Consider the following 23384-nt stretch of genomic DNA (forward strand, 5'->3'; position numbering starts at 1 on the left):
TTTGCAGTGATGTGCCGTGTTCTCTGCTTGGCGGCGGGGGACACGACAACTGGTCTTGGCGGATCAGTGAGCGGGATAAGGTAATGTTGGTAAGGAAATTGTTCTCTCTCAAGACCGGGCATCGTGCTCGATGCCCGGTCTTCCTTGTCTGTGGGTGTTTGGCGGACAGCTCTTAATAGACACTATGGGCTGGTGTCAGCATGTCCATCTTAAGCAAGATTCAGTGAGTGCGGGACAACGCATGGTGAGCTCCTGTGAAAGTAGCACACCTGCGATCTTAACGGGGCAAGCCGGCCAAGTGGGGAACGTTCATACCATTAACAAAGCCAAAACATTCTATTATTGACTATGCATAAAATATGCACAATAATACGGATATTCACTTGGCATTGACAAGTAAAACTTCTTACTATTTAGCTTGTGATGCATTGATTCATACAGATTAAAATATTATCCCGTCCGCAAGGAACTTTAATAAAATAATATGAATTATCAGACAAGCATTTTATTTCGGATTTATTATGATAGATTTTGACCCCAAAAAAATATCTAAAATGGCGATTGACATTCCAGAGCCTGAACATGCCGTCGACATGGCAATTAACGTTTGGAGGAGTCGATTCTTTTTCTATTTATTAGCAGCATGGGTTTCAATAGCTAGCATTATGATGTCCTTCGGAGGCATTGGCCAGTTTGCAATATTACACGCCGTATCCAATTCAAGCTCAAATGGAGGACATATTACTGTAGAACAAACCATTGACAATTCCATCAATCTAGCGACCGCGCTTTATTACAATACAGCGATGATCTCAACCATTGGCGCTGCAGATATCGCACCAGTTAATTACTCTGCCAGAACGATTTCGCTTATCGACTCATTCATGGGTGTTTTCCTTCTTGGAATTATCATAAGCCTTATTTGCAAAACATTTGATGGAAATGCAAGCGATCTAGCCAAAACTGTCTTTAATCATATTGCATTTGAAAAAAACAAGCTACGCAAAAAATTGTTTCGAATGAAATTTGAATTCCGGAAATCACTTCACAAAGACCAAGATAAACCAAAAAAAAACAGCATCGATATAAGAAAAATCATACACAATGACGAAACACTTACTTCAGTAAGACAAATTATAAAATCAAGCGAAATGATTGTTAGCTTGCTGCACACCAAAATAATAGATCAGTCAAATGAGAATAATATTGTTATTAATAAAATAACGCACGAACTGTCACTAATGCATTTATCTCACAGTCAACTCAACGCAGACATGTTAAATATAATATTAGATGAAAAAATAAATGAAAATATAAGAAAAATCATACACAATGACGAAACACTTACTTCAGTAAGACAAATTATAAAATCAAGTGAAATGATTTTTAGCTTGCTGCACACCAAAATAATTGATCAGTCAAATTCGAATAATATTGTTATTAATGAAATAAAGCACCAACTGTCACTAATGCATTTATTTTACAGTCAACTCAACGTAGAGATGTTTGATATAACATTAGATGAAAAAACAAATGAAAATATAAGAGAAACTAAAATTTGAAAAACATACTCTGAGAAAGGTAAAGAACAAAGTAAAAATTAATGTTCTTTACCTCACACTTATTTATACACTTTCTTCAAATATCCATTGGCTTTGTTTCACAAATAAGGGCTTGTATCCGTCCGGTAAAATAACCGCATGAGCAAGTCCTGATTTGTGAAACAAAGCCAGTAAAAACCACAAACTATGATAGTTTAAAATTGCAAACTGGACCTTCATATAGAAAATATTTTGCCCACAATCCATTATTGTAGAAAACGTAATTATTCACCATAAAATCATACTTAGAATCATATTCATTAACAATCTTACTCAAAAAATCGCCAAGCCCAACTAAGGAATTGTGGACTGTATTCTTTGAATACTTTTTTTGCTTAGAACACTCTCCATCTCTGACCGCATGATTTGGCAGATGCAATCTCATTACACCTTCACTATCTTCATAATACTCAAGAATTGATTCATATTTCACAACAAGTTCTGTTTTATTTTTATCAAAAATATCCTGCTCTTGAAATACCGAAATAAATGAAATAGGCAAAGCAAAAAAACAATCCACCATTCTGCCGACAGCACTCCTTTGAAGAGAAAAACCTACTTCATCTATCAATTTTCTAATCCCCTCCAAAGAATCCCCCCCTTCCCAACTTAGAGCAAGGACTCCAAAGTATGGGGTGCAGGTTGGGTATACATTAGAGAATGTAGCAGTATTTATATTACCAACCGCGTAGTCACCTTTTATTGTATTTGCCGTTAATGCGATTTTAGCCAGGTCTGCTTTGCGTAAAGTAAGTTTACATTCAAACGCTGCAAGTACATTTTCACGTGGATAATAGTTTATTCCATTTAATATTTTATCACCACCAGGCTTAAGCACTAAGATATCAATCTGCGGGGAGCGCAGCTCATTATTAATAGAAATCCTAGCACGCTGAACAATCTTAAATTCACTTGGAATTAATTTAGCTAATAACTCAGCAAAAATATGCTCAGTTTGCTCCCCCGCTTGATCCGGATGAATACCAGACGTTCTTTTTATCATATTACGCTGATCAATCAACGCGTTTTCTTTTACCCGACACTGCTCAAGCAACTGGAGATAAGCATCAGACACTTCAGTATCTTCATCAGAATCAACGGTCTTTAATGGCCGTGAAGGATTTGGGCTATAATACACAGCACACACTCTCCAAAGTAAAATATAACTTCTTTATACTGAATATAAAAATAAAATCACAAATAAAAATTACACCAAACAATTAGAACCAGATTATCAAAGTAGACTACTATCATATTCAGAGTATTACTTGACTATAAGTATAGTCACCCCTCAGAGCGATGTGCTACTCTAGAACATATTCACATTCACCATATTCTACTGGAAAGAACTGATGTGTACTCTTTGAGACTAGCAAACCAACAACTTTGAGTGAATTATCACGAATTTTGAACCACCTTAAGTGCTATTACTCGCAACAACAGCCGCTTCCTTGAACTCGGTCGAACGTCATGAAGCCGACAATCTGCTGAACAGCCACCTCACACTCCCCTCCCACTCAAATACCAAAACAACCAAATGAGCTTACATGGTGTGAATACATCATCTACAATTGCAACATCAGCCCTACACAACAGCTATCGTCTACGTGTGTAGAAGTACTGAAAAGTGCCAGGAAAACAGAGGGTTACGCGATAAATTTCGGAATCCCTCCCTCTCCGCCAGACCCATCTAAAGTGTTGATTCTGCAGTAAATCCAGGCTACGCAAGGCTTTTCAGGCCCTGAGTTCCACACAACACTCCTACACATTGGCGGTAATAAGTTCAGTTTTCTTCCTGGTTCCCTATACTCTGGATCGGAACACCATGAACCACGCCAATGTTACCCACAGGCCTGCAACGCCCCCCCCCCCAATCCGGCACTTACTATCTTCGTCGTCGTATCCCTACTGACGTTCTTGTTTGCTATCTCGGCAAAAAAGAAATCACGTTTTCGCTACGCACCAAAAACGATCGCGCCGAAACAACACGTCTGACCAGCAAATGAATTGACAAGCGATAGCGTCAGATCTTGTACCGACACTGCGGCCAAGTGCCAGAGTGCGGCCTAACAACTGCTCTTCCCGTCAAACCCATTTTCAGCAGTTCAAAATGCTGAAATGTCTGTCACGCCAGTATCGCCCGTCTCATGGACGCCCCATAGGGGAAGCGTGAAGGGTGTGAATTTACCAATCGACGTTGTGCCGCCCCTGATCAGCATCCGCGACAAGCTAGTGTTATCGGCTGAGGTAGCGGGTGACAAAGGCTTTAAAGCTGTCTGCCGCTGGGCTGAGGGTACGATTGTTTTGCGTGAAGGCATAAAAGCATCAATGCACCGTTGGTTGCACCAAAGGGCAACTTTCAAGCCGGTATAGCTGAATAAGGGAGGACGCGTAGGTGATGCAAGCGGTTACACCTAGGCCGGCATTGACCATGGCGAGTGCCGTGGACATGAAGGCAACTTCGTTTGTCGGCGTAATTTTTATCTCCCCCGAGGCCTCACGCAGATCCACCATCAGACGTTCGGTAAACTGCCCTTGTAAAGAAATAAAGGGGTAGGCAGCTAGGTCCGCCCAGCTGACCTCACGCAAGTAGCTGAGTGGATGTTGTTTGGGATAAACCGCCAGAAAGTGGCCCTCAAACAACACTTCGGCACAGATATCGGAGTGCGGTTCCCGCTACGGGCCGATACCAAAATCGACCTCCCCGGAAAAAACGCGCGACACAATGCTTTCCACTGCCGAGTCGACCAGCTTGATGTGAACATCCGGGTGTTCTGCGTGATAAGACGCAATCATTTCTGGCAGTAAGGTCGATGCCATCAGCTGTGGGGCGGCAACACGGACCAGGCCTGTCTTCAGCGATTTGCGCTCGGCAACATTTACCAGCAGGCAATCTAGGTCGTGCAGGATTTTTTCAACCAGTGGAAAAAGCTCCTGCCCCATTCCCGTCAAAGAAATACGCCGTGTACTACGGTCGACCAGCCGTATCCCCAGGGTCTGTTCGAATTCCTTGATTAGCCCGGAGAGGGCCGACTGGGTGATGTAGAGGCGCTCGGCCGCCAACGTAAAGCTTCCGGTACGGGCAAGGGCAAGGGCAAGGAATGCCCGGAGCTGGCGCAGCGTCACATTCATAAGATCAACTGATTAATCAATCATAAAAAACGGTTGGAATCATAAAAAACAAATGCGTCTAATGACCGCCAATCCGTAGCCATAAATATTAAATCACTGCCTTCATCAACAAACGGATTCGGAGAACAGCAGGATGCAACTGATCAAGAAAATCCACCAAGTAGCTTATCGCTGCAAGGACGCCAAAGAAACGGTCGCGTGGTATCAGAAATACCTGAAGATGAACTTCATTCTGGCGATCGCGGAAGATCAAGTGCCCTCGACCCAGGAACCACACCCCTACATGCATGTATTTCTGGATGCAGGGAGTGGCAACATCCTGGCTTTTTTTGAGCTCCCGACCCTGCCGGAAATGGGGCGCGATCCCAATACCCAGTCCTGGACCCAGCATCTGGCGCTGGAGGTGGAATGCATGGATGCGCTGCTGCAAACCAAGCAACAGCTAGAGGCGGATGGCATCGCCGTTATCGGGCCGACCGATCACACTATTTTCAAGTCTATTTATTTCTTTGATCCAAACGGCCACCGCCTGGAGTTAGCAGTGAATACCGGCACCGCGCAAATGGCGGACAAGCTGGATGCCGTGAAGTGGGACATGCTGGAGGAATGGGCCATCACCAAGCGCGCACCGGCGCATGCCCGCTGGATGCACGATGGCAGCTACGCGGATTAAAGCACCAAGCGAGACAGCCTTCCTTTCCCATCACGAGTGCTTAGCACTTGCCCGGCCCGCGTCAGGGCTGGCCGCGCTGCCTTTGCATGTTGCAAAACAAGGTGGCCAGGAGACAAATCATGACTTCGATGATCAAGATTGATGTCGTCAAGCGCATTGACGCAAACCCCATCAGCCGATTCCAGTGGTGGATTTACATTCTCTGTGGTGTCTGCATGGTACTGGATGGCTTTGATGTCCAGGCCATGGGCTATGTCGCCCCGGCATTGCTGCAGGACTGGCAGGTCGACAAGGCAGCGCTCGGTCCGGTATTCGGGGCGGGTTTGTTCGGACTGCTGATTGGTTCATTGCTCTTAAGCATTGCTGCGGACAAGCTGGGCCGTCGGCCGGTACTGCTGGCGTCCACCTTCTTTTTCGGCCTGTGCATGTTGGCCACGCCGCTGGCCAGATCCATCGAGGAACTGTTCATCATGCGGTTCATTACCGGCTTTGGTCTGGGGGCCATCATGCCGAATGCGATGGCGCTATGCGGCGAATTCAGCCCCAGGCGCAAGCGCATATCTATCATGATGCTGGTTTCCTGTGGCTTTACCATAGGGGCCATGCTGGGCGGCGTTGTGGCCGCTGCGCTGATTCCGCAATTCGGCTGGCAATCCGTGTTTTATCTGGGGGTAATCCTGCCCATCCTGCTTGGGCTGCTGATGCTGGTGCATTTGCCCGAATCCATTCAATTCCAGGTATTGAGCGGCAAGAAGCAAAGCCAGGCACTCGCCGTGCTGCAGCAAGCTCTGCCTAACGAGAAACGGCCACACACGGCGCAGCTGATTGTTGCCGAAGAGCCCGCCAAAGGCATGCCGGTCATGGCGCTGTTCAAGGAGGGTCGTGCCCGCAGCACACTGATGATCTGGTGCATCAGCTTTCTCAATATGATTGCCCTTTATTTCTTGTCCAATTGGCTGCACACCATTACCAAACTGGCGGGCCTGAGCCTGCAACAAGCGGTGCTGGTAGGCGCTGCACTGCAACTGGGCGGGACCTTTGGCACGGTAGCCATGGGCAGGCTGATCGACCGCATTGGCTTCCGGCGGGTGCTGATACCTTGCTTTATCAGCGCAGCCATTTTCATTGCGCTGATCGGTCATACGGCAGATACCGTGCTGTTGCTATTTGGTGCGGTGTTCCTGACCGGATTTGCAGTCGTTGGCGGCCAGCCGGCCATCAATGCCATGGCGGCCAATAATTACCCCACCGCACTACGCACCACCAGTGTGGGCTGGAGTCTGGGCATCGGCCGTATCGGCTCGCTGATCGGCCCGGTCCTTGGCGGCCAATTGATTGCGCTCAACTGGAGCCAAAGCACGCTGTTTCATCTCGTCGCCCTCCCCTCGGTGTTGATTGTCCTGATCCTGTTGCTGGGTAGCCGTGCGCAAGCGGTCCGTAATCAGCGTGCGGCAGCACAACGTAGTTGAACATGCAGCCCTCTCTTCCTTGTCCAATCCGGAGTACTAATCCATGAAACTCGCCACCTTAAAAAGCAAGCACCGTGACGGTATGTTGGTTGTGGTGAATCGCACCCTGACACATTACCAAGCCGTTCCCGGCATTGCAGCTACGCTGCAACAGGCTCTGGATCATTGGGAACACAGCGAAAGTCAGCTGCGCGCCGTTTACGATGCACTGAATCAAGGGCAGTTACAGGCGGCAGAACCCTTCGACCCGGCGCAGTGTCATTCTCCCTTGCCACGCGCGTATCAGTGGGCTGATGGCTCGGCTTACGTCAATCACGTCGAGCTGGTACGCCGGGCTCGCGGCGCGGTCTTGCCGGCGGAGTTCTGGACGGATCCTCTGATGTACCAAGGCGGTTCGGATTCTTTTATCGGGCCGCGTGACCCCATTGCCGTACTGGACGAAGCATGGGGAGTCGACCTCGAAGCCGAAGTCGCCGTCATCACCGGCGATGTCCGCATGGGCTGTGATGTGGCGCAGGCCGCCGCCAGTATCCGGCTGCTGATGCTGGTGAATGATGTTTCGTTGCGTCATCTTATTCCGGCGGAGCTGACCAAGGGCTTTGGTTTTTTCCAGTCCAAGCCAGCCTCTGCGTTTAGTCCGGTAGCCATCACGCCTGATGAGCTGGGCGATGACTGGCAAGATGGCAAGGCACATCGTCCGCTGATCGTGCATGTCAACGGCACGCTATTCGGGCAGCCCGATGCCGGCCAGGACATGACCTTCAGCTTCCCGCAACTGGTGGCCCATGCGGCCAAGACGCGAGAGCTTGTAGCAGGTTCCATCATCGGCTCGGGGACGGTCTCTAACAAGCAAGGCAATTTGCATGGCTCGTCGATTGACAATGGCGGTGTCGGATATTGCTGTTTGGCCGAGCTGCGCATGTATGAAACGATAGAAACAGGCCAAGCACAAACGCCATTTCTGAAGTTTGGCGATCGCGTGCGTATCGAGATGTTTGGTCGCGACGGCCAAAGCCTGTTCGGCTGCATTGAGCAATCTGTCCAACCTTACATGAGCTAAACCTGTCTGGCCGGTGGCTGAATCCATCAGCCAACCGGCCTACAGCCTGCAGAAAACGCATGATGAAGCTATATACCTACTTCAGAAGTTCCGCCGCATACCGGGTGCGTATTGCCCTCAACCTCAAAAGACTGCCTTATGACACGGTAGCCGTTCATTTGCTGAAGGATGGCGGCCAACAACATTCGGCCGGTTATCGCGCCAAGAGCCCGCTTGGGCTTGTCCCTTGCCTGGAGACCGAGCAGGGAAACGATTTGACGCAGTCCCTGGCAATCATCGAATACCTGGAAGAAACCTACCCCGCCCTTCCGCTACTTCCCCACCATGCAGCAGATCGTGCACGGGTACGGGCACTGGCCCTAACGATTGCCTGCGACATTCATCCACTCAACAATCTGCGTGTGCTGGTTTTTTTAACCCAACAGTTCGGGCTTAGCGCAGAGAACAAAGCACAGTGGTATCGCCACTGGGTAACTCAGGGCTTGATGGCTGTGGAATCCATGCTGGCCGACGAAGCCCGCACGGGTCACTTTTGCCATGGCGACACACCAGGCTTGGCAGACTGCTGCCTTGTACCCCAGGTATTCAATGCCTTGCGCTTCGATTGTTCACTTGCGCAAATGCCAACCATCCGTCGCATTTACCAAGCTTGTGTCACGCTCCCCGCATTCCAGGCCGCGGCACCAGAAATGCAACCAGATACGGAATAGGATAAGCCCGCCCATCTCAACCGGTACCTGCCGAATCAATCAGCAGAGTCGACTGGTCACTCCAGGCCGGCCTCTACGCAATAGGCTCCAGTTACGCCTAATAGCCGCCCTTCACCAGATTGCGCAATTTTATTGCGCAAGTTTCACCTCTACTCTTTCTGCGGCACCGATTGTCCTCACGCACCAGCACCGTGCATAAAGAATAGTCATCAACCCAAAACGAGCCAAACTGGTGAATGGCTGCCATAAAACGCGCCAGCTTGGTTTGTGCACGCCTTTCATTTTCAAAATAAGTCATCAGAAGTACTACTTATTCATAAACAAAAATCACACTTAAATTGCATCATAAAATGTGCATGTGCAGCATAAAGCCAATAAAAACTATAAATGTGACACATCATGCTAAGTTGTTGCAGATTACCAACGAAGATGGATAAGTGCACAAACAGTTTAATTTGTGAAATTTACTAGTAACAAATACGAATATGGAGACATAAGGCATCGCAAATTATTGTAGTTAAATTACTACATACAACAGCGTCAATATGTAGTGGAAGCGCTACATAAAATGCGTTTGACCGTAAATGTCACAGAAATTAACAATGTCCCTGCTTTTGCGGTGGACAAGTCAGGCAAAACGCCGGTTGCCAACGCAAACTTAAGTAGCAAAACAACAAAGCGAGACAATTGGAGATAGACAAGATGCAAAACAAATACATTGCTCTGGCCGTACTGGCTGCCTGCGCCGGTTATGCCCATGCTGATGAAGGCGTAACCATTTCCGGTTTTGTCCGTGCTGGCGTGTTGCAGTACAACGGTGCGGCCAACAGCGCCTGGGGTTACACCACTAATCCGGCAGCCGTTTCTACCACCAACGTGGCCGGTCGTGGCCAGATCAACTTCAATGGTGAAGAAAACCTGGGCAATGGCCTGAGCGCCATCTTCCAGGTCAACAACCGATTCTCGCCGACCGGTAGCGGTTACGATGAAATGGGTAAACAGGCTAATACCTTTGCCAGCGATGACAGCTTTGTTGGCCTGAAGGGTAGCTTCGGTATGATTCGTGCCGGTAAGGGCACCGGCAACGTGGAAGACGGTAAGTTCGATTACAGCGTATGGGCTGGCCCGGATAACCACCTGGGCTGGTATGGCGGTGTAACCGGCAACAATATGGTCCGTTACGACCTGCCGGGCAATCTGGGCGGTTTCTATGGTGGCGTGCAGTTCTCCACCGATGAAAACAAGACCTCCAGCAACAGCGGTACCAACCGCTACTCTGTTCTCGCTGGTTTCAGCGGTAGCAACTGGACGGTTTCCGCCAACTATGGTGCCTCCAGCAACACCACCAACAGCAATGCCAACAACACCAGCCAGCTGGGCAGCAATCGCCAGTTGCACCTGACCGCCAACTACAAGCCGATTGATGCGCTGGAACTGGCAGTGGAATACCAACGTAACAAGCTGGCCGATGACAGCGTGATCAACGCAACCTCGCTGTATGCCTATTACACCATTGGCAATACCCAGTTGGGTCTGCAAACCGGGGTACGCAAAGACAACTCCCCCGCACTGGCTCAAGGCACAGAGAAATACGTCAACCTGCTGGTACATTACAACCTGAGCAAGCACACCATGGCTTATATCGAGCTGTCGCATGACAAGCCGCAAGCCGGTGGCAGCGCCCGCAATGGCGAACTGATCGGTCTGTCCAAGAGTTTCTAAGCCCTTCGCAAGTCAGTTGATCCTTCTCAAGCCTGCCATCGTGCAGGCTTATTTTTTTGCGCCAAGCGGGGTCTGCTAGAATTTGAGCGCAAGTAAGCGGGTGTCAGCACCATGGATTGAGCTTATTGTTTTCTCGTTCCACACCCGGAGTCAGCGACCATGGCCACAACCACTTCCACATTACAGTCGTCGGACGCGCTGGCGGACGCACGTTGGCAAGATGTCATGACACGCAACCCGCAGGCCGATGAGCAATTTGTCTATGCGGTGCGCACCACCGGTATTTATTGCCGGGCCAGCTGCCCATCCCGCCTGCCCAAACGGGAAAACGTGCAGTTTTTTGCCAATGGACAAGATGCAAAAGCAGCGGGTTATCGCCCCTGCCTGCGCTGTACGCCAGATGAGCCCAGCTTGTCCCAACGCCAGGCGGACATCATTACATCTGCTTGCCACTACCTCGCGCAGGCCGAGGAGATACCCACCTTGCAGCAGCTGGCAGCCAAAGCCAGCATCAGTCCCTTTCATTTTCATCGCCTGTTCAAGCGTATTACCGGCCTGACGCCCCATGCTTACGCCATGGCATTGCGTCATCAGCGGCTGCAACAACAGCTGCCGGTTGCCCCCACCATCACCCATGCCATTCTCGATGCCGGTTATCAGTCCAGCAGCCGCTTTTATGCACAAGCCAGTCAACGACTGGGCATGACTGCCAGTGAACGTCGTGCCGGAGCGCCGCGCAGTGTCATTTACTTTGCCATTGCCCAGTGCAGCCTGGGGGCTATTCTGCTAGCCCAAAGCCAGAAGGGCATCTGCGCCATTTTGCTGGGGGATGATCCGGCCTTATTGCTTAAGCAATTGCAGGATCAGTTTCCCAAAGCAGACTTGCGCGGAGGTGAACAGGCTTTCGAGCAACAGATGGCGGCCGTGATCAGCCTGATCGACAAGCCGCAACTAGGCCTCACCTTGCCCCTGGACATTCGCGGTACCGCATTCCAGCAGCGGGTGTGGCAGGCACTACGGGATATTCCACCCGGCCAGACCATGAGCTACGCCGAGCTGGCTGCCAAAATTGGTCAGCCATCCGCGGTACGTGCTGTGGCGCGGGCTTGTGCGGCAAATACACTGGCAGTGGCTATTCCATGCCACCGGGTGATTCGCCAGGATGGTAGCTTGTCCGGCTATCGCTGGGGCCTGGAGCGTAAGCAGTCGCTATTGCAGCGCGAACGGGATGCCAACACAGAAGGAGGGAGCGATGCAGACTGATCTGTTTGGCGATGCTGGTCTGTTTCCATTGCAACAGCAGTTGGCGGAAGGAGTTTGTCTGCTTTCCGGGCAGGCAGAGTCAAGCATGCCCGCAATCTGGCAGGCTGTCTCAGACGTATTGCAGCAAGCACCCTTGCGTCAGATGCAAACAGCGGGTGGACACACCATGTCGGTATCAATGAGTAATTGCGGCGACTTAGGGTGGATCAGCGACCGCCATGGTTATCGCTACAGCAGGAAGGACCCGCAAACCGGCCAGCCCTGGCCCGCCATGCCGGCGGTGTTAAAAGAGCTGGCCCGCACTTGGGCAGCACAAGCGGGCTTTGACAACTTTGTCAGCAATGCATGTCTGATCAATTGCTATCAGGCTGGCAGCAAGATGTCTTTGCATCAGGACCGGGATGAACGCGATTACACACATCCCATCGTCACCTTGTCACTTGGCTTGCCGGCCCGCTTCATGCTGGGCGGCCTGCTACGGCAAGACCCCTGCTGCAAATTGTTGCTGCAACATGGGGATGTACTGGTTTTTGGTGGCCCTGCACGTTTGCGCTTCCACGGCATTATGCCTGTGGCCGATGGAGAACATGCCTTGCTGGGCAAAAGACGCATCAGCCTGACCTTTCGCCGCGCCTGAGCTGCGGCAGGCATGAAAAAGCCCGCCGAAGCGGGCTTGAACAAGACAGCTGCCGCATTACTGATGGCGACGCAATACCAGGCTGGCATTACTACCACCAAAAGCAAACGAGTTGCTGATGGCAGCCGCTAGCTCGGGTGCGGCCACACCCTGGCCAAGTACATGTTGTACCCGGCAGTTTTCATCCAGTTGCTGACAATGCGCTGTCGGAGGAATCTGGCGATGGTACAAGGCCAGCGCCGTGATGGCGGTTTCCAGCCCGCCGGTGGCACCCAGCAAATGTCCATGCATGGACTTGGTGGCACTCACACGCAGGCCGGGGGTATCCTCGCCCCAAATTGACTGCAAGGCTTCACACTCCACCACATCTCCGACTTGCGTGGCAGTGCCGTGACTATTGCAGTAGCCAATGGCTTCCGGCGCAAGACCGGCATCAGCCAGCGCAGCGCGCATGGTGCGTACCTGTCCGGCGACATCCGGCTTGGTAATGTGCGTTGCATCACTGCGGCAAGCATAGCCATCCAGCGTGGCATAGATGCGTGCACCACGTGCCACGGCATCGTCCAGTCGTTCCAGAACCAGAAAGGCAGCACCTTCCGCCAGTACCAGACCACTACGCGTCTTGTCATAAGGACGGCAGGCCTGCTCCGGCTGTTCTCCATCCGGATTGGCCAGCACCTGCATGGACTGCCAGCCATTGATAATGCCTGGCAGCAGCATGGCTTCGGCACCACCGGCAATGGCCTGGCGGATTTCACCATGACGGATGGCACGCATGGCTTCACCCAGCGCAATGGCAGAAGAAGCGCAAGCGACCGAATAGTTGACCGCAGGGCCGGTAATGCCAAAACGCATGCTGATGTGCCCGGCAGGCGCATTGGCCATGCTGGCAATCACCGACAGGGGAGATACACGGGTATGGGTCTGGTAGAAATTCTGGAAGCCTTTGTCCAGCGCGGTACTGCCACCCATGGCACAACCGACATAGACACCAACCTGCTCCTTGTCTTCCGGCAATTGCAAGGCGGCATCATCCAGCGCCTGGGTGGCAGCAGCCACTGCCATCTGGCTGACACGGTCCACACCGGAGAGCTGCAGCCGCGTAAACCAGTTGGCCGGATCAAAATCGACAGCACCAACCACCGCAGGCTTGCACCCGGTTTGTTCAGCTTCCCATCGACGAATGCCTGAGGTGCCGGACATCAGCTTGTCAAAAACCAGATCAAGCTGATTGCCCAACGGCGAAATCAGGCCAATGCCGGTGATGGCTACCACCTGCGTCATTGGGCGGTACTCTTGTAGCGGTCTACCAAGTCAGCAAGTTCCTGCAGATTGGCTACATGCGCCTCTTCTTCGGGAATGGAGACCGAGAAATGTTCTTCAATTGCAAACAGCAATTCGATTTGCCCGAGGGAGTCCAGTCCGTATTCACTCAGCGCACGTTCGGCCTGAATTTCTTCGGCTTTCACACCGAACTTTTCCACAATCAACTGCTTGATCTGCTCAATAGTGTTCATCACATTGCCTTGCCCGCACTGCCCGGCATCTGGGCTGTACTTGGGGTTATCTTTTCTGTCGAACGCCATTGTATGCCGCTGTCCGATGGAAATTTATGGTGTTTATTGTCTAGTTTTATGCCAGTTGTTGACAAGAACCATGTGCCGCAGGCTTCCCGTCATCACAAGACGCTACTATAAGCGAATTACACAAATTTACACGACCATGAAAAAAGCCAGCAACGCATGCTGGCTTAGCAAGCGTAATGATAACAGGCTCAGACGGCTTCCACATCATTGTGCACATCACTTTCGCGCAGTACCTCCTGCGCCCATACCACCGAGTCGATATAGTAGCGGCAGGTATGTTCCACCTCGAAATTAAGCACTTTGCACAGGGCATTGATGCGCTGGTCGTCACCTTGTTCGCACGCCAGGGCCAAGGCCAGATAGGGGCTGAACATGCCTTTGTTCTCAACCACTGCATCCCGTACCGTGGGAGGGAGTTCCAGAGGATCCAGCACGTCCGGGAAGGGTTGGTTCAGCAGTACGTCCAGCAAGGAGAACATCCCGGTCAGGAAAAGGTGTTCGGCCTCCAGCTTGTTGCCACGATAGGCACCCAGGCGCTCCAGAAAACGGGCACGGATCAGCGATTTTTCCAGCAAGGCCAGTGCTGTTCCGTCTTCCTTCTTGGCGGTGAACAACAGCATGGACAACCATTTGAACAGGGTCTCCCTGCCCAGTAGCAACAGGGTTTCCTCAATGGTTTGTACTTTGCGGGCCAGGCCATTCACCGGGGAGTTGATAAAGCGCAACAGCTTGAACAACAACACGGAGTCCAGCTTGAACTGGGCTTCCAGTTCGCGTGGTTCGGCATTGGCACGCAACATGCGCATGATTTGCAGCACGCGGCTTTGGTTGCTGTCTACCTTGCCGCTCTCCAAGCTGCGTACGGTGGCAATGAAAGGGCCATGGAACAGGGCGAAGCGGTTACTGCCCGGTGCGCGCAAGCAAATATCCAGATCTTCAGCCGTACCGACATTGCGGGCCATCCAGCGGGCATTGGGGTAGCGACGCGGCAGCTGGTCAAGAATAGGTGCCAATACCCTGGTGGACGGTGCCGCGAAATCCAGCAGCATGAAATCCATGCGATTGAACAGCTCGGGCTGCAAACGCTCGGCCAGTACCTGGTTGTCGAAGGCGGCTGGCTCCACCGCAAAACGCAGACCTTTGCTGCGGAGCTCATCCAGAATCGGCATCACCTCGACCATCACCGGCTGATCCGGATCGGGTTCCAGCACAAAAATCACGCTTTTGGCTGGCATCTGCAACAACAGTGGCTCGGTCAGCGAGCTGATAGAAATGTGTACCAGAGCACGACGATAGGCCAGCAGGCGGAATACTTCCATATTCTGCAGGGTGGTCAGCATCAAGCGGTCGAAATCCTGCTGCTTGCCGCCTTTGGCCGCAGCCCCGGACTTGACGAAAAACTCGTACGCCACCACGCGATGCTGTCTATCCATGACCGGCTGGTGAGTGACAAAGCCAAGAGTGGGAGGCAGCTGCTCGATCAGTTCCGGCTCGGCGCTGGGCTTAACCGGCGAGGCTTCCAGCTCTTTTTCTACAGCAGCAATCTCGTCGTCGGGACTGTCTTCATTTTTTTTCAGTCGACCGGCCAAACCGCCAATCAGGTTCTTCAACATGGTGTGCTCTCTCTTGGTGCCGGGCTCTCAGACAGGCTTCGTCCCAGTTTAGCTGATTCGCCCCGGAATTTTCGGGGTATCCACTACCACATCGCCACATTGGGCACGATGGCGCAAGGCATGATCCATCAACACCAGGGCCAGCATGGCTTCGGCGATGGGCGTGGCACGAATGCCAACGCAGGGGTCATGGCGGCCATGGGTTTCCATCAGTATCGGATTGCCTTGTTTGTCGATGGAACGGCGCGGCTGGGCAATGGATGACGTTGGCTTGATGGCAATGGATACTTCGATATCCTGCCCAGTGGAAATGCCACCCAGAATGCCACCTGCGTGATTGCTGGCAAAACCCTGTGGGGTCAATTCATCACCGTGTTCGCTACCACGCTGGCTGACAGAGTTGAAGCCAGCGCCGATTTCCACGCCCTTGACGGCATTGATGTTCATCATGGCGTAGGCAATATCAGCATCCAGTCTGTCAAATACCGGCTCACCCCAGCCAACAGGAACATTCTCGGCCACCACCCGCAAGCGGGCACCGACGGAATCCAGGCTCTTGCGTATGCTGTCCATATATTCTTCCAGCTGCGGAACTACGCTTTCATCCGCCGCAAAGAAGGGGTTGGCATTGACCACATCCCAGCTTTGGAAAGGGATGTTTACTTCGCCAATCTGCGTCATGTGACCGCGAATCAGCACGCCATAACGCTCATGCAACCATTTTTTGGCAATGGCACCAGCGGCCACGCGTACCGCAGTTTCCCGGGCGCTGGAACGGCCACCACCACGCGGGTCGCGCACTCCGTATTTATGCCAGTAAGTATAGTCCGCATGACCGGGGCGGAAGGTTTCCGCGATATTGCCGTAATCCTTGGAGCGCTGGTCGGTATTGCGAATCAGCAAGGCGATGGGTGTACCTGTTGTCTTGCCTTCGTACACACCAGAGAGGATTTCTACGGTATCGGGCTCGCGTCGCTGGGTGACATGACGGCTGGTACCCGGTTTGCGGCGATCCAGCTCCAGCTGGATTTCCTCGGCACTGATGGCCAGGCCGGGCGGGCAGCCGTCCACCACACAGCCAATGGCCGGTCCGTGGCTTTCGCCAAAAGAAGTAACAGTAAACAGCAGCCCCATGGTGTTGCCTGACATCTTGATTCGTCCCTTGTCATTTCATCCGGTTTTGGCTGATTCTAGCACGGCAATACCGCACCAAGATGGTCAGGCTTATATCTGCGGCCTGCGGCGGAACCATCCGGTCACGGACAAGCGCTGCTGCGTGGCCGGCAGGACTTCGTGCCAGAAACGGTCGGACAGGAACAACACCAGCGTGCCGGCAGTGGGCGCAATGTCCAGCGACTGGCTGCATGCATCATCCAGATAAAGCCGGATCTGCCCACCGGCATCATCCGGCCAGTCTTCGTTCAGATACAGCACAGCGGTCAGGGCACGGGCATCGTCGTCACGGAATCGATCCAGATGTTTCTTGTAAAAACTTCCGGGCGGATAAACGGCGAAATGGGACTCAAGATCTTCCAGCCCCATGTAAAAGGCCTGGTTGACGGCCTGCCGGACGTGGTCCAGCGTGGAAAAGTAATAACGGATGGCATCGGCCGGGGCATCCGGCTCCAGCCACAATACCGAATCCGAGCGGATCTCGCTGCGACGTCCTTGTTGATCCCCCCGCCCCACCGCGGCTTCATGAAAGCGACCGGCTTGCCATTGCTCCAGGCAGCACTGTTGTAACTGTTTGATAGCCTCGAGGCTGAACAGGGAGTGATCCACCACCCAGCCATGTTCTGCCAACTGATCGATGATGGCATCCAGCTTGGCCGGATCGATAACTGATTCTTGATTCATGCACACATTCTCCACTAGAGCGCGCTGTTCTACCACAGCGTCTTGACAAGTGGAATGATCTTCATCAGTTATGGTCGATTACCTGATCATGGTGTCCTGCCAGCCATTCCAGCACCAAGGGGAAGTGGTCGGCAGGGGCGTCAGGGTGGGTGAGCAAGGACACATGATTGTAGTCATGCCAATGTCCGGTGGAACGTGCCAGCAACCTGAAGCGCGACAAATGCGGGCCGGACTCGGCACGAAACCGGCGTACATCATCGGGATGGCCCCGGCAAGGATCGTTACGCGCCGCAAAATACAGGGCCGGTGGCAAGGAAACATGACGTGCTGCCGCGCCATAATCAAAACCATCGTCACTATCAACCCAGGGACGCAGCTGTGCCCAGCGCTTGCTTTGCCGGTGGCTCTTTTCCGTTTCGTCGTCAGCCCCAAGTCGCAGACGGGCCGCTGGCAGATAGCCCACCGCGCGGATGATCCAGCGCGCCAGCACATTCCACATCAGGTCTACTTCCAGCCATTTGCGCCAGTTGCGTACGGCAATACTGCGCTTGCTGCCGAAATACACCAGCGAAGCTACTTGAGAACACAAGCGTGGATGGCGCAACAGGCAGCTGCTCATGTGCACCCCACCCCAGGAGTGCGCCATCCAGTGCACGGCGACGTCGCCCTTGATGCGGCGGATGGCGGCCTGCAAGGCTGGCAGGTCGCGGCAGATGATTTCTGTTTGACCATGCCGGCTGGCCGCATTGATTTTGGGTGTGCTGCGGCCACGACCGCGCAGGTCAGCGACAAACACGTCATAGCCCGCCGCCGCCAGAAACGGGGCCAGGCCCTTGCCCTTGTCGCTATAGAAAATACGCCCATTGGCCATGACACCATGCACCAGCAACACCGGCTCTCCCTGGCCTGCCCGGGAAATGCGCCGTATATACAGTTGCTCACCATCGTCCAGCGTCAGGTAGTGGTCTTGCTGTGTGATTTCTGTCATCGCCCATCCTGACCAGAATAAAGTCAAACAGTCGTATGATCCAAACAAGCCTCCCACAGGTCAATATCCCTGTCTGCTGAAAATGCAAAAGGGCCGCTTGCGCGACCCTTTTGCAGCATGTCTGCCAACAACCATCAGCCGATTCAGGCATTCAGGTTCTTGTAGACAATCTCATAGACATCCTTGGACAGCGGGCTGGCCAGCATGCGCTCCAGCTCGGCCTTCATCAGTGCCTGACGCACCGGCTCCAGCTTCTTCCAGCGATTGAACGCACGCACGATGCGGCTGGCCACTTGCGGATTGATGGCATCCAGTGACAGTACCTGATCCGCCAGGAAACGATAACCACTGCCGTCCTCGGCATGGAAATGCGCCATATTGTTGCCAAACGTACCAATCAATGCACGCGCCTTGTTGGGGTTTTTCAGGCTGAATGCCGGATGTTCCATGGCGGCACGGACATGACTGAGCGTACCTTCCAGCTGGCTGGAGGCCACCAGCATGAAGAATTTGTCCATCACCAGGGCATCGCGCTGCCAGCGCGCGGCAAAGGCGGTGTAGCACTCGTCCCTTTCCTCGCCGTCATGATCACGCAATGCCAGCATGGCACCCATCTGGTCAGACATATTGTCCGCCTCCAGTGCCTGCTTGCGCGCTGCTTCCGCCGGCCAGGCAACGCTGAGCCGGGTCAGCATCTGCAAGGCACGGTTTTTCAGGTCACGTTTACCGGCATCTTCCGGCTTGTACTCACGAGTCTGGTGCAACTGGTAGGCCTCGTGCCATTCGCCGCGCAATGCCTCTGCCAACTGATCCAGCACAAAGTCACGAACCTGATGGATGATGGCTGGATTAGCGACCTCCACCATTTCCAGGATTTCCGCTTCGGAGGGCAAGCCCAGCATCAGCGCACGCAGCGCCGGGTCGGCGGCATGATCCTTCAACACCGCACGGAAAGCGGCCACGAAGGTTTCCGGCAATACCAGCGCACGTCCTTCCAGTTGGGCGGTAATCAACTGGCGGAACAATCGTTCAGCCAAGGTCTGGCCTGCTTCCCAGCGGCAGAAGCTATCGCTGTCATTGGCCATCAGGAAGGCAAGCTGATCGTCACGCCAGTCGTACTCGAGCTTCACCGGGGCGGAGAAGCCGCGCAGCAAGGACGGCACAGGCTCTTCCGCGACATTGAGGAAAACAAAGGTTTGTTCATCCTGTTTGACATCCAGCACGCGTGTTCCCGGTCGTGCCTCATCCTCACCTGCCAGCTGTAGCGGCAGATCCTGGCCATTCGCGCCCACCAGCCCCATGGCCAGCGGGATATGCAAGGCTTGCGGTGCGGGCTGGCCAGCGACAATGCGGCAGGACTGCTTGACCGTAAGGGCATAGCGCTGCGCGGCGGCATCATAAGCACTGCTGACTTGCAGCAGCGGCGTACCGGCCTGGCTATACCACAAGGCAAATTGCGCCAGATCCACCCCATTGGCGTCCGCCATGGCGGCACGGAAATCATCGCAAGTCACGGCCTGGCCATCGTGGCGCTTGAAGTAAAGGTCCATGCCCTTGCGGAAGCCTTCCTCACCCAGCAGGGTATGGTACATGCGGACGACTTCTGCCCCTTTTTCATACACCGTCATGGTGTAGAAATTGTTCATCTCGATATAGGAGTCGGGGCGAATCGGGTGCGCGGTCGGGCCGGCATCTTCCGGGAACTGCAAGGCACGCAGGCTTTTGACATCGTCAATGCGCTTGACCGCCCGGCTGCCCAGATCAGAACTGAACTCCTGATCGCGGAATACGGTGAGCCCTTCCTTGAGCGACAGCTGGAACCAGTCGCGGCAGGTCACGCGGTTGCCGGTCCAGTTATGGAAATACTCGTGCGCGATGATGGCTTCCACGCGCTGGAATTCGGCGTCGGTCCGGGTGTCCTTGCGCGCCAGCACGGCCGAGGTATTGAAAATATTGAGGCCCTTGTTTTCCATGGCCCCCATGTTGAAGTCGCTGACCGCCACGATCATGTAGATGTCCAGGTCGTATTCCAGCCCGAAACGCTGCTCATCCCACTTCATTGCGCGTTTGACGGCACCCATGCCGAAGGCCACCTTGTCCTGATCCGCAGGTTCTGTCCAGATTTCCAGTGTCACTTCCCGGCCGCGCACGGTGGTGAACTTGTCACGTGCGGCCACCAGCTTGCCGGCAACCAGGGCAAACAGGTAGGAAGGTTTGCGGTACGGATCCACCCACTTCACCCAGTGGCGCTTTTTATCCAGCACACCCTCGCCCACCTTGTTGCCATTGGACAGCAACACCGGGTATTTCTGCTTGTCGGCCACAATGGTGGTGGTGAACTTGGCCATCACATCCGGCCGGTCCATATAGAAGGTGATCTTGCGGAAACCTTCCGGCTCGCACTGGGTAAACAGATTGCCATTGGACGCATACAGGCCCATCAGGCTGGTATTGGAGGCCGGGTCAAGTTCGGTTTCCACCTCCAGGATGAAGCTGTCAGGCACACCGGGAATCAGCAAGCCTTCTTCGTTCAGCTGATAGGCGTCGGCAGACAGGCGCTCCCCATCCAGGGTGAGCACACGCAAGGTGGCCGTTCCATCCAGCCACAGATTGGCTGGCGCAGCAGACTGCGGGTTACGCTTGATCACCAGTCGTGAATGGACTCGCGTCTGCGCTTCCTCGATATCGAACTTCAAATCCACCCGGTCCACCAGATAGGCCGGGACGGCATAGTCTTTCAGATAGTTCACTTGAGGCTGCTGCGCCATGTTCTTCTCTCTAATTTTCAGGTCATTGCCGGTTGGTGCCGGTCTGAGTCATGAACCGGGCAGGATCACCACCCTGGTTCGCTTTACGGTTTGATCCATCATGGCCATGACGCCATGACACTTACGCCATGGGCCATGGCCCGGTCTTGTTCTGCAATTGCAAACGGCAAGTTGTTTGCGGCTGTGCTTGCAGACTGACTTCGCGGACCAGAAGTTCATCGCGCCGGAATACATGCATTGTGATGCGCTCTCCCACACGATACCGGCTCAGCATCTTGTCCAGGTCCGCCGCCTTCAGCCCATCCACGGCCAGCAGGACATCCCCGCCAGCCAGCCCGGCCTCTTGCGCTGCGCCACCATCATAAACGTGCGTCAGGCGCAAACCAGCCGGGTCGGCTTGTGTCTTCACGCCCAGACTTGCTTTGGGTTTACGCTGTGCTGCCGGCAGACCAATGCCACCGGCATCGCCGGCATGATCCGCGTAGTCCCAGCCCATGTCTACCCCCTGGGACAATAACAGCTGCGGCAAGGGCAGATCCGTAGTGGAGCGTAGCGCCTGATCGAAGAAGTCTTGCAAGGAGAAACCAGCCACCTGCTGGGCGATTTCTTCCCATTCCTGCTCGGCCAGCCCCTTGCCGTCTGCCAGCCACTTTGCCCACAGCGCACGCATGATGTCATCCAGCGTCACGGCCCCCTTGCTACGTTGGCGCAGGGTCAAGTCCAGTGCCAGGGCAGCCAGCGCACCCTTGGTGTAATAGCTGACAATGCTGTTCGGGCTGTTTTCATCTTGCCGGTAGTATTTGATCCAGGCATCGAAGCTGGACTCCTCCAGCGTTTGTTTCAAGCGGCCGGCTCCACGCTGCACGCCGCTGATTGTCTGAGCCAAGAGGCCAAGATAGCGCTTGCTGTCGATCAGCCCGCAGCGCAGCAGGGTCAGGTCATCGTAATAGGAAGTGATACCCTCGAACGCCCACAACAACCGGGTATAGCCTTCGCTGCGCAAATCATAAGGGCTGAACGCCGCCGGCTTGATGCGCTTCACATTCCAGCTGTGGAAGTACTCATGGCTGATCAGGCCCAACAGTTTCAGATAACCGTCGGAAATCTCGGTCTGGTCGACGGCGGGCAAGTCATCCCGGTTAGCCACCAGCGCCGTGGATGCCCGGTGCTCCAGCCCGCCGTAGATGTCCTTGCCAACATAAAGCATGAATACATAACGCTCGAACGGTGCCGGCGTGCCGAACAGGCGAATCTGGTATTCGCAGATTTTCTTGGTATCTCGAGCCAGCCGCTTCAAATCGCCACGAAAACGCCCTGACACCACAAACTGATGCGGCACGCCGCAAGCCTTGAAGCTGACCGTATGGAAATCGCCCAGCTCCACCGGATGGTCCAGCAATTCGTCGTAGTTCCCGGCACGGTACAGCCCGAAGCCGCTTTTCTTCACCTTCACCGCGGGCAAGGCAGTCGCTACCTTCCAGTCCGCATGGGCCTTGCCCTTGGCAGGGCGGATTTCCACCTCGCAAGCATCATTCTCATAACCGGCAACGGACAGAAACACGCTGCTGGCGTTGAAAAAACCGCGGGAGTCATCCAGGTATGCGCCACGCACAGACAGGTCATAGGCATACACCTGATAGACCAGGGTCAGGCTGCCGCTAACCGGGTCAGCCTGCCAGCTGTGTTTGTCCAGCTTGCGAAGCCCCACACTTTTGCCAGCACTACTGGCTTGAATACTGACAATATGGCGGGAAAACTCTCGGATCAGATAACTACCCGGAATCCAGGCTGGCAAGGAAAACACCTGTCCGTCCCTCGCAGGCTTGTCAACCTTAAGCGTAATTTCAAAACAATGGGGTTCCGCTGGGCACGGACGAATGGAGTAATGGACGGCGGTGGTCATGATCTGCCCTGGAAAGGATAGAAAACGGCAGATTCTAGCACCCGCGTCGCAACAGGGGGGCTGCCGATCACGATTTGACTTAAGTCAAGGGCTTGGACAGGCATGACAATATAATCCCCAGTAAGCGGCATCAGGTTAATAGCTTGCTGCCAGCTCGCTTGAAATCAAGAAAATGGTGGACGTAAAAATCCCGCAGGCATACTAATCAACTGGCCCGTCATGGGTATTTGCATTAGAATCCCTGCTGAATAAATGGGGAAAAAGTGTGTGTCTGACTACGCTTTGCCAGGTTTCTGGCAGAACATTGTCAGCACGGGTCAAACACTTTGCTAGTCTGAAATTGCTCAGGTTCCTCAGCGGCTTTTCCTGCTCATTTCAGTTTGGGGCAGCGAGCAGGAAATC

The 23384-nt window shown here is 53.5% G+C and carries 19 protein-coding genes and 1 pseudogene; 9 read left to right on the forward strand and 11 right to left on the reverse strand.

Annotated features, from left to right (window positions below; all coding sequences use genetic code 11):
* The first annotated feature begins 521 nt into the window (after positions 1-521).
* Positions 522-1562 (forward strand): two pore domain potassium channel family protein, encoded by a 1041-nt coding sequence (locus tag HWX34_RS02795; RefSeq protein WP_178970895.1) that lies wholly within the window; start codon positions 522-524, stop codon positions 1560-1562.
* A 184-nt stretch (positions 1563-1746) separates the two neighbouring features.
* Here HWX34_RS02795 and HWX34_RS02800 read toward each other — a convergent pair whose 3' ends face one another.
* On the reverse strand, positions 1747-2676 hold the full coding sequence (locus tag HWX34_RS02800; RefSeq protein ID WP_178970896.1) for a DUF6602 domain-containing protein: 930 nt from the start codon (positions 2674-2676) through the stop codon (positions 1747-1749).
* A gap of 763 nt (positions 2677-3439) precedes the next feature.
* Here HWX34_RS02800 and HWX34_RS21540 point away from each other — a divergent pair.
* Positions 3440-3607: a DUF6538 domain-containing protein gene (locus tag HWX34_RS21540; protein WP_370459661.1), complete on the forward strand. Its 168-nt coding sequence runs from the start codon at positions 3440-3442 to the stop codon at positions 3605-3607.
* A gap of 319 nt (positions 3608-3926) precedes the next feature.
* Here HWX34_RS21540 and HWX34_RS21205 read toward each other — a convergent pair.
* Positions 3927-4733, reverse strand: a pseudogene (locus tag HWX34_RS21205) (LysR family transcriptional regulator).
* A gap of 133 nt (positions 4734-4866) precedes the next feature.
* On the opposite strand from HWX34_RS21205, the gene HWX34_RS02810 reads away from it, so the two are divergent.
* The 4 genes from HWX34_RS02810 to maiA all read left to right on the forward strand — a co-directional run bounded on the left by HWX34_RS02810 (position 4867) and on the right by maiA (position 8645).
* Positions 4867-5406, forward strand: coding sequence for a VOC family protein (locus HWX34_RS02810; protein ID WP_178970897.1), 540 nt, complete (start codon positions 4867-4869; stop codon positions 5404-5406).
* A gap of 119 nt (positions 5407-5525) precedes the next feature.
* Positions 5526-6875 carry an aromatic acid/H+ symport family MFS transporter gene (locus HWX34_RS02815; RefSeq protein WP_255496553.1) on the forward strand — a complete coding sequence of 450 codons (1350 nt, stop codon included), beginning with the start codon at positions 5526-5528 and terminating at the stop codon, positions 6873-6875.
* Between the two features lie 43 nt (positions 6876-6918).
* Complete coding sequence (locus tag HWX34_RS02820) at positions 6919-7935, forward strand: fumarylacetoacetate hydrolase family protein (protein WP_178970898.1); 1017 nt, start codon at positions 6919-6921, stop codon at positions 7933-7935.
* 59 nt (positions 7936-7994) lie between these two features.
* Positions 7995-8645: a maleylacetoacetate isomerase gene (maiA, locus tag HWX34_RS02825; protein ID WP_370459662.1), complete on the forward strand. Its 651-nt coding sequence runs from the start codon at positions 7995-7997 to the stop codon at positions 8643-8645.
* Between the two features lie 97 nt (positions 8646-8742).
* Here the strand turns inward: maiA and HWX34_RS02830 are convergent, their stop codons facing one another.
* Entirely contained in the window at positions 8743-8943 is a 201-nt protein-coding gene (locus HWX34_RS02830; RefSeq protein ID WP_178970899.1) for a hypothetical protein, read from the reverse strand.
* Between the two features lie 404 nt (positions 8944-9347).
* Here HWX34_RS02830 and HWX34_RS02835 point away from each other — a divergent pair, with 404 nt between their 5' ends.
* The 3 genes from HWX34_RS02835 to alkB all read left to right on the forward strand — a co-directional run bounded on the left by HWX34_RS02835 (position 9348) and on the right by alkB (position 12267).
* Positions 9348-10367 (forward strand): porin, encoded by a 1020-nt coding sequence (locus HWX34_RS02835; protein ID WP_178970900.1) that lies wholly within the window; start codon positions 9348-9350, stop codon positions 10365-10367.
* 159 nt (positions 10368-10526) lie between these two features.
* Positions 10527-11630, forward strand: coding sequence for a bifunctional DNA-binding transcriptional regulator/O6-methylguanine-DNA methyltransferase Ada (ada, locus tag HWX34_RS02840; RefSeq protein WP_178970901.1), 1104 nt, complete (start codon positions 10527-10529; stop codon positions 11628-11630).
* A complete protein-coding gene (gene alkB, locus HWX34_RS02845) occupies positions 11620-12267 on the forward strand; it encodes a DNA oxidative demethylase AlkB (RefSeq protein ID WP_178970902.1) in 648 nt (215 codons plus the stop codon). The genes ada and alkB overlap by 11 nt, the downstream gene beginning before the upstream one ends.
* Before the next feature lie 57 nt (positions 12268-12324).
* On the opposite strand, the gene HWX34_RS02850 is transcribed toward alkB, so the two are convergent.
* The 8 genes from HWX34_RS02850 to HWX34_RS02885 form a co-directional block, all read right to left on the reverse strand.
* Positions 12325-13551: a beta-ketoacyl synthase gene (locus HWX34_RS02850; protein WP_178970903.1), complete on the reverse strand. Its 1227-nt coding sequence runs from the start codon at positions 13549-13551 to the stop codon at positions 12325-12327.
* Complete coding sequence (locus tag HWX34_RS02855) at positions 13548-13853, reverse strand: acyl carrier protein (protein ID WP_178970904.1); 306 nt, start codon at positions 13851-13853, stop codon at positions 13548-13550. The genes HWX34_RS02850 and HWX34_RS02855 overlap by 4 nt, the downstream gene beginning before the upstream one ends.
* 188 nt (positions 13854-14041) lie before the next feature.
* Positions 14042-15466, reverse strand: coding sequence for an EAL and HDOD domain-containing protein (locus HWX34_RS02860; protein WP_178970905.1), 1425 nt, complete (start codon positions 15464-15466; stop codon positions 14042-14044).
* Between the two features lie 48 nt (positions 15467-15514).
* Positions 15515-16615, reverse strand: coding sequence for a chorismate synthase (gene aroC / locus HWX34_RS02865; protein ID WP_178970906.1), 1101 nt, complete (start codon positions 16613-16615; stop codon positions 15515-15517).
* A gap of 75 nt (positions 16616-16690) precedes the next feature.
* Positions 16691-17323, reverse strand: a complete 633-nt coding sequence (locus HWX34_RS02870) for a 2OG-Fe(II) oxygenase (RefSeq protein ID WP_178970907.1) — start codon at positions 17321-17323, stop codon at positions 16691-16693.
* A 64-nt stretch (positions 17324-17387) separates the two neighbouring features.
* Positions 17388-18311 carry an alpha/beta fold hydrolase gene (locus HWX34_RS02875; protein ID WP_178970908.1) on the reverse strand — a complete coding sequence of 308 codons (924 nt, stop codon included), beginning with the start codon at positions 18309-18311 and terminating at the stop codon, positions 17388-17390.
* Between the two features lie 143 nt (positions 18312-18454).
* On the reverse strand, positions 18455-21079 hold the full coding sequence (pepN, locus tag HWX34_RS02880; protein ID WP_178970909.1) for an aminopeptidase N: 2625 nt from the start codon (positions 21077-21079) through the stop codon (positions 18455-18457).
* A 121-nt stretch (positions 21080-21200) separates the two neighbouring features.
* Complete coding sequence (locus HWX34_RS02885; protein WP_178970910.1) at positions 21201-22982, reverse strand: M61 family metallopeptidase; 1782 nt, start codon at positions 22980-22982, stop codon at positions 21201-21203.
* Positions 22983-23384 lie beyond the last annotated feature (402 nt).

Origin of the sequence: Aquitalea sp. LB_tupeE, from assembly GCF_013391415.1 — a bacterium.
GTDB lineage: Bacteria > Pseudomonadota > Gammaproteobacteria > Burkholderiales > Chromobacteriaceae > Aquitalea.

What these genes read in the sequence shown, in the direction of transcription:
- HWX34_RS02795 (WP_178970895.1), top strand. Translation starts at nt 522, where the DNA reads ATGATAGATTTTGACCCCAAAAAAATATCTAAAATGGCGATTGACATT.
- HWX34_RS21540 (WP_370459661.1), top strand. Translation starts at nt 3,440, where the DNA reads ATGTTACCCACAGGCCTGCAACGCCCCCCCCCCCAATCCGGCACTTAC.
- HWX34_RS02810 (WP_178970897.1), top strand. Translation starts at nt 4,867, where the DNA reads ATGCAACTGATCAAGAAAATCCACCAAGTAGCTTATCGCTGCAAGGAC.
- HWX34_RS02815 (WP_255496553.1), top strand. Translation starts at nt 5,526, where the DNA reads ATGACTTCGATGATCAAGATTGATGTCGTCAAGCGCATTGACGCAAAC.
- HWX34_RS02820 (WP_178970898.1), top strand. Translation starts at nt 6,919, where the DNA reads ATGAAACTCGCCACCTTAAAAAGCAAGCACCGTGACGGTATGTTGGTT.
- maiA (WP_370459662.1), top strand. Translation starts at nt 7,995, where the DNA reads ATGATGAAGCTATATACCTACTTCAGAAGTTCCGCCGCATACCGGGTG.
- HWX34_RS02830 (WP_178970899.1), bottom strand. Translation starts at nt 8,943, where the DNA reads ATGACTTATTTTGAAAATGAAAGGCGTGCACAAACCAAGCTGGCGCGT.
- HWX34_RS02835 (WP_178970900.1), top strand. Translation starts at nt 9,348, where the DNA reads ATGCAAAACAAATACATTGCTCTGGCCGTACTGGCTGCCTGCGCCGGT.
- ada (WP_178970901.1), top strand. Translation starts at nt 10,527, where the DNA reads ATGGCCACAACCACTTCCACATTACAGTCGTCGGACGCGCTGGCGGAC.
- alkB (WP_178970902.1), top strand. Translation starts at nt 11,620, where the DNA reads ATGCAGACTGATCTGTTTGGCGATGCTGGTCTGTTTCCATTGCAACAG.
- HWX34_RS02850 (WP_178970903.1), bottom strand. Translation starts at nt 13,551, where the DNA reads ATGACGCAGGTGGTAGCCATCACCGGCATTGGCCTGATTTCGCCGTTG.
- HWX34_RS02855 (WP_178970904.1), bottom strand. Translation starts at nt 13,853, where the DNA reads ATGGCGTTCGACAGAAAAGATAACCCCAAGTACAGCCCAGATGCCGGG.
- HWX34_RS02860 (WP_178970905.1), bottom strand. Translation starts at nt 15,466, where the DNA reads ATGTTGAAGAACCTGATTGGCGGTTTGGCCGGTCGACTGAAAAAAAAT.
- aroC (WP_178970906.1), bottom strand. Translation starts at nt 16,615, where the DNA reads ATGTCAGGCAACACCATGGGGCTGCTGTTTACTGTTACTTCTTTTGGC.
- HWX34_RS02870 (WP_178970907.1), bottom strand. Translation starts at nt 17,323, where the DNA reads ATGAATCAAGAATCAGTTATCGATCCGGCCAAGCTGGATGCCATCATC.
- HWX34_RS02875 (WP_178970908.1), bottom strand. Translation starts at nt 18,311, where the DNA reads ATGACAGAAATCACACAGCAAGACCACTACCTGACGCTGGACGATGGT.
- pepN (WP_178970909.1), bottom strand. Translation starts at nt 21,079, where the DNA reads ATGGCGCAGCAGCCTCAAGTGAACTATCTGAAAGACTATGCCGTCCCG.
- HWX34_RS02885 (WP_178970910.1), bottom strand. Translation starts at nt 22,982, where the DNA reads ATGACCACCGCCGTCCATTACTCCATTCGTCCGTGCCCAGCGGAACCC.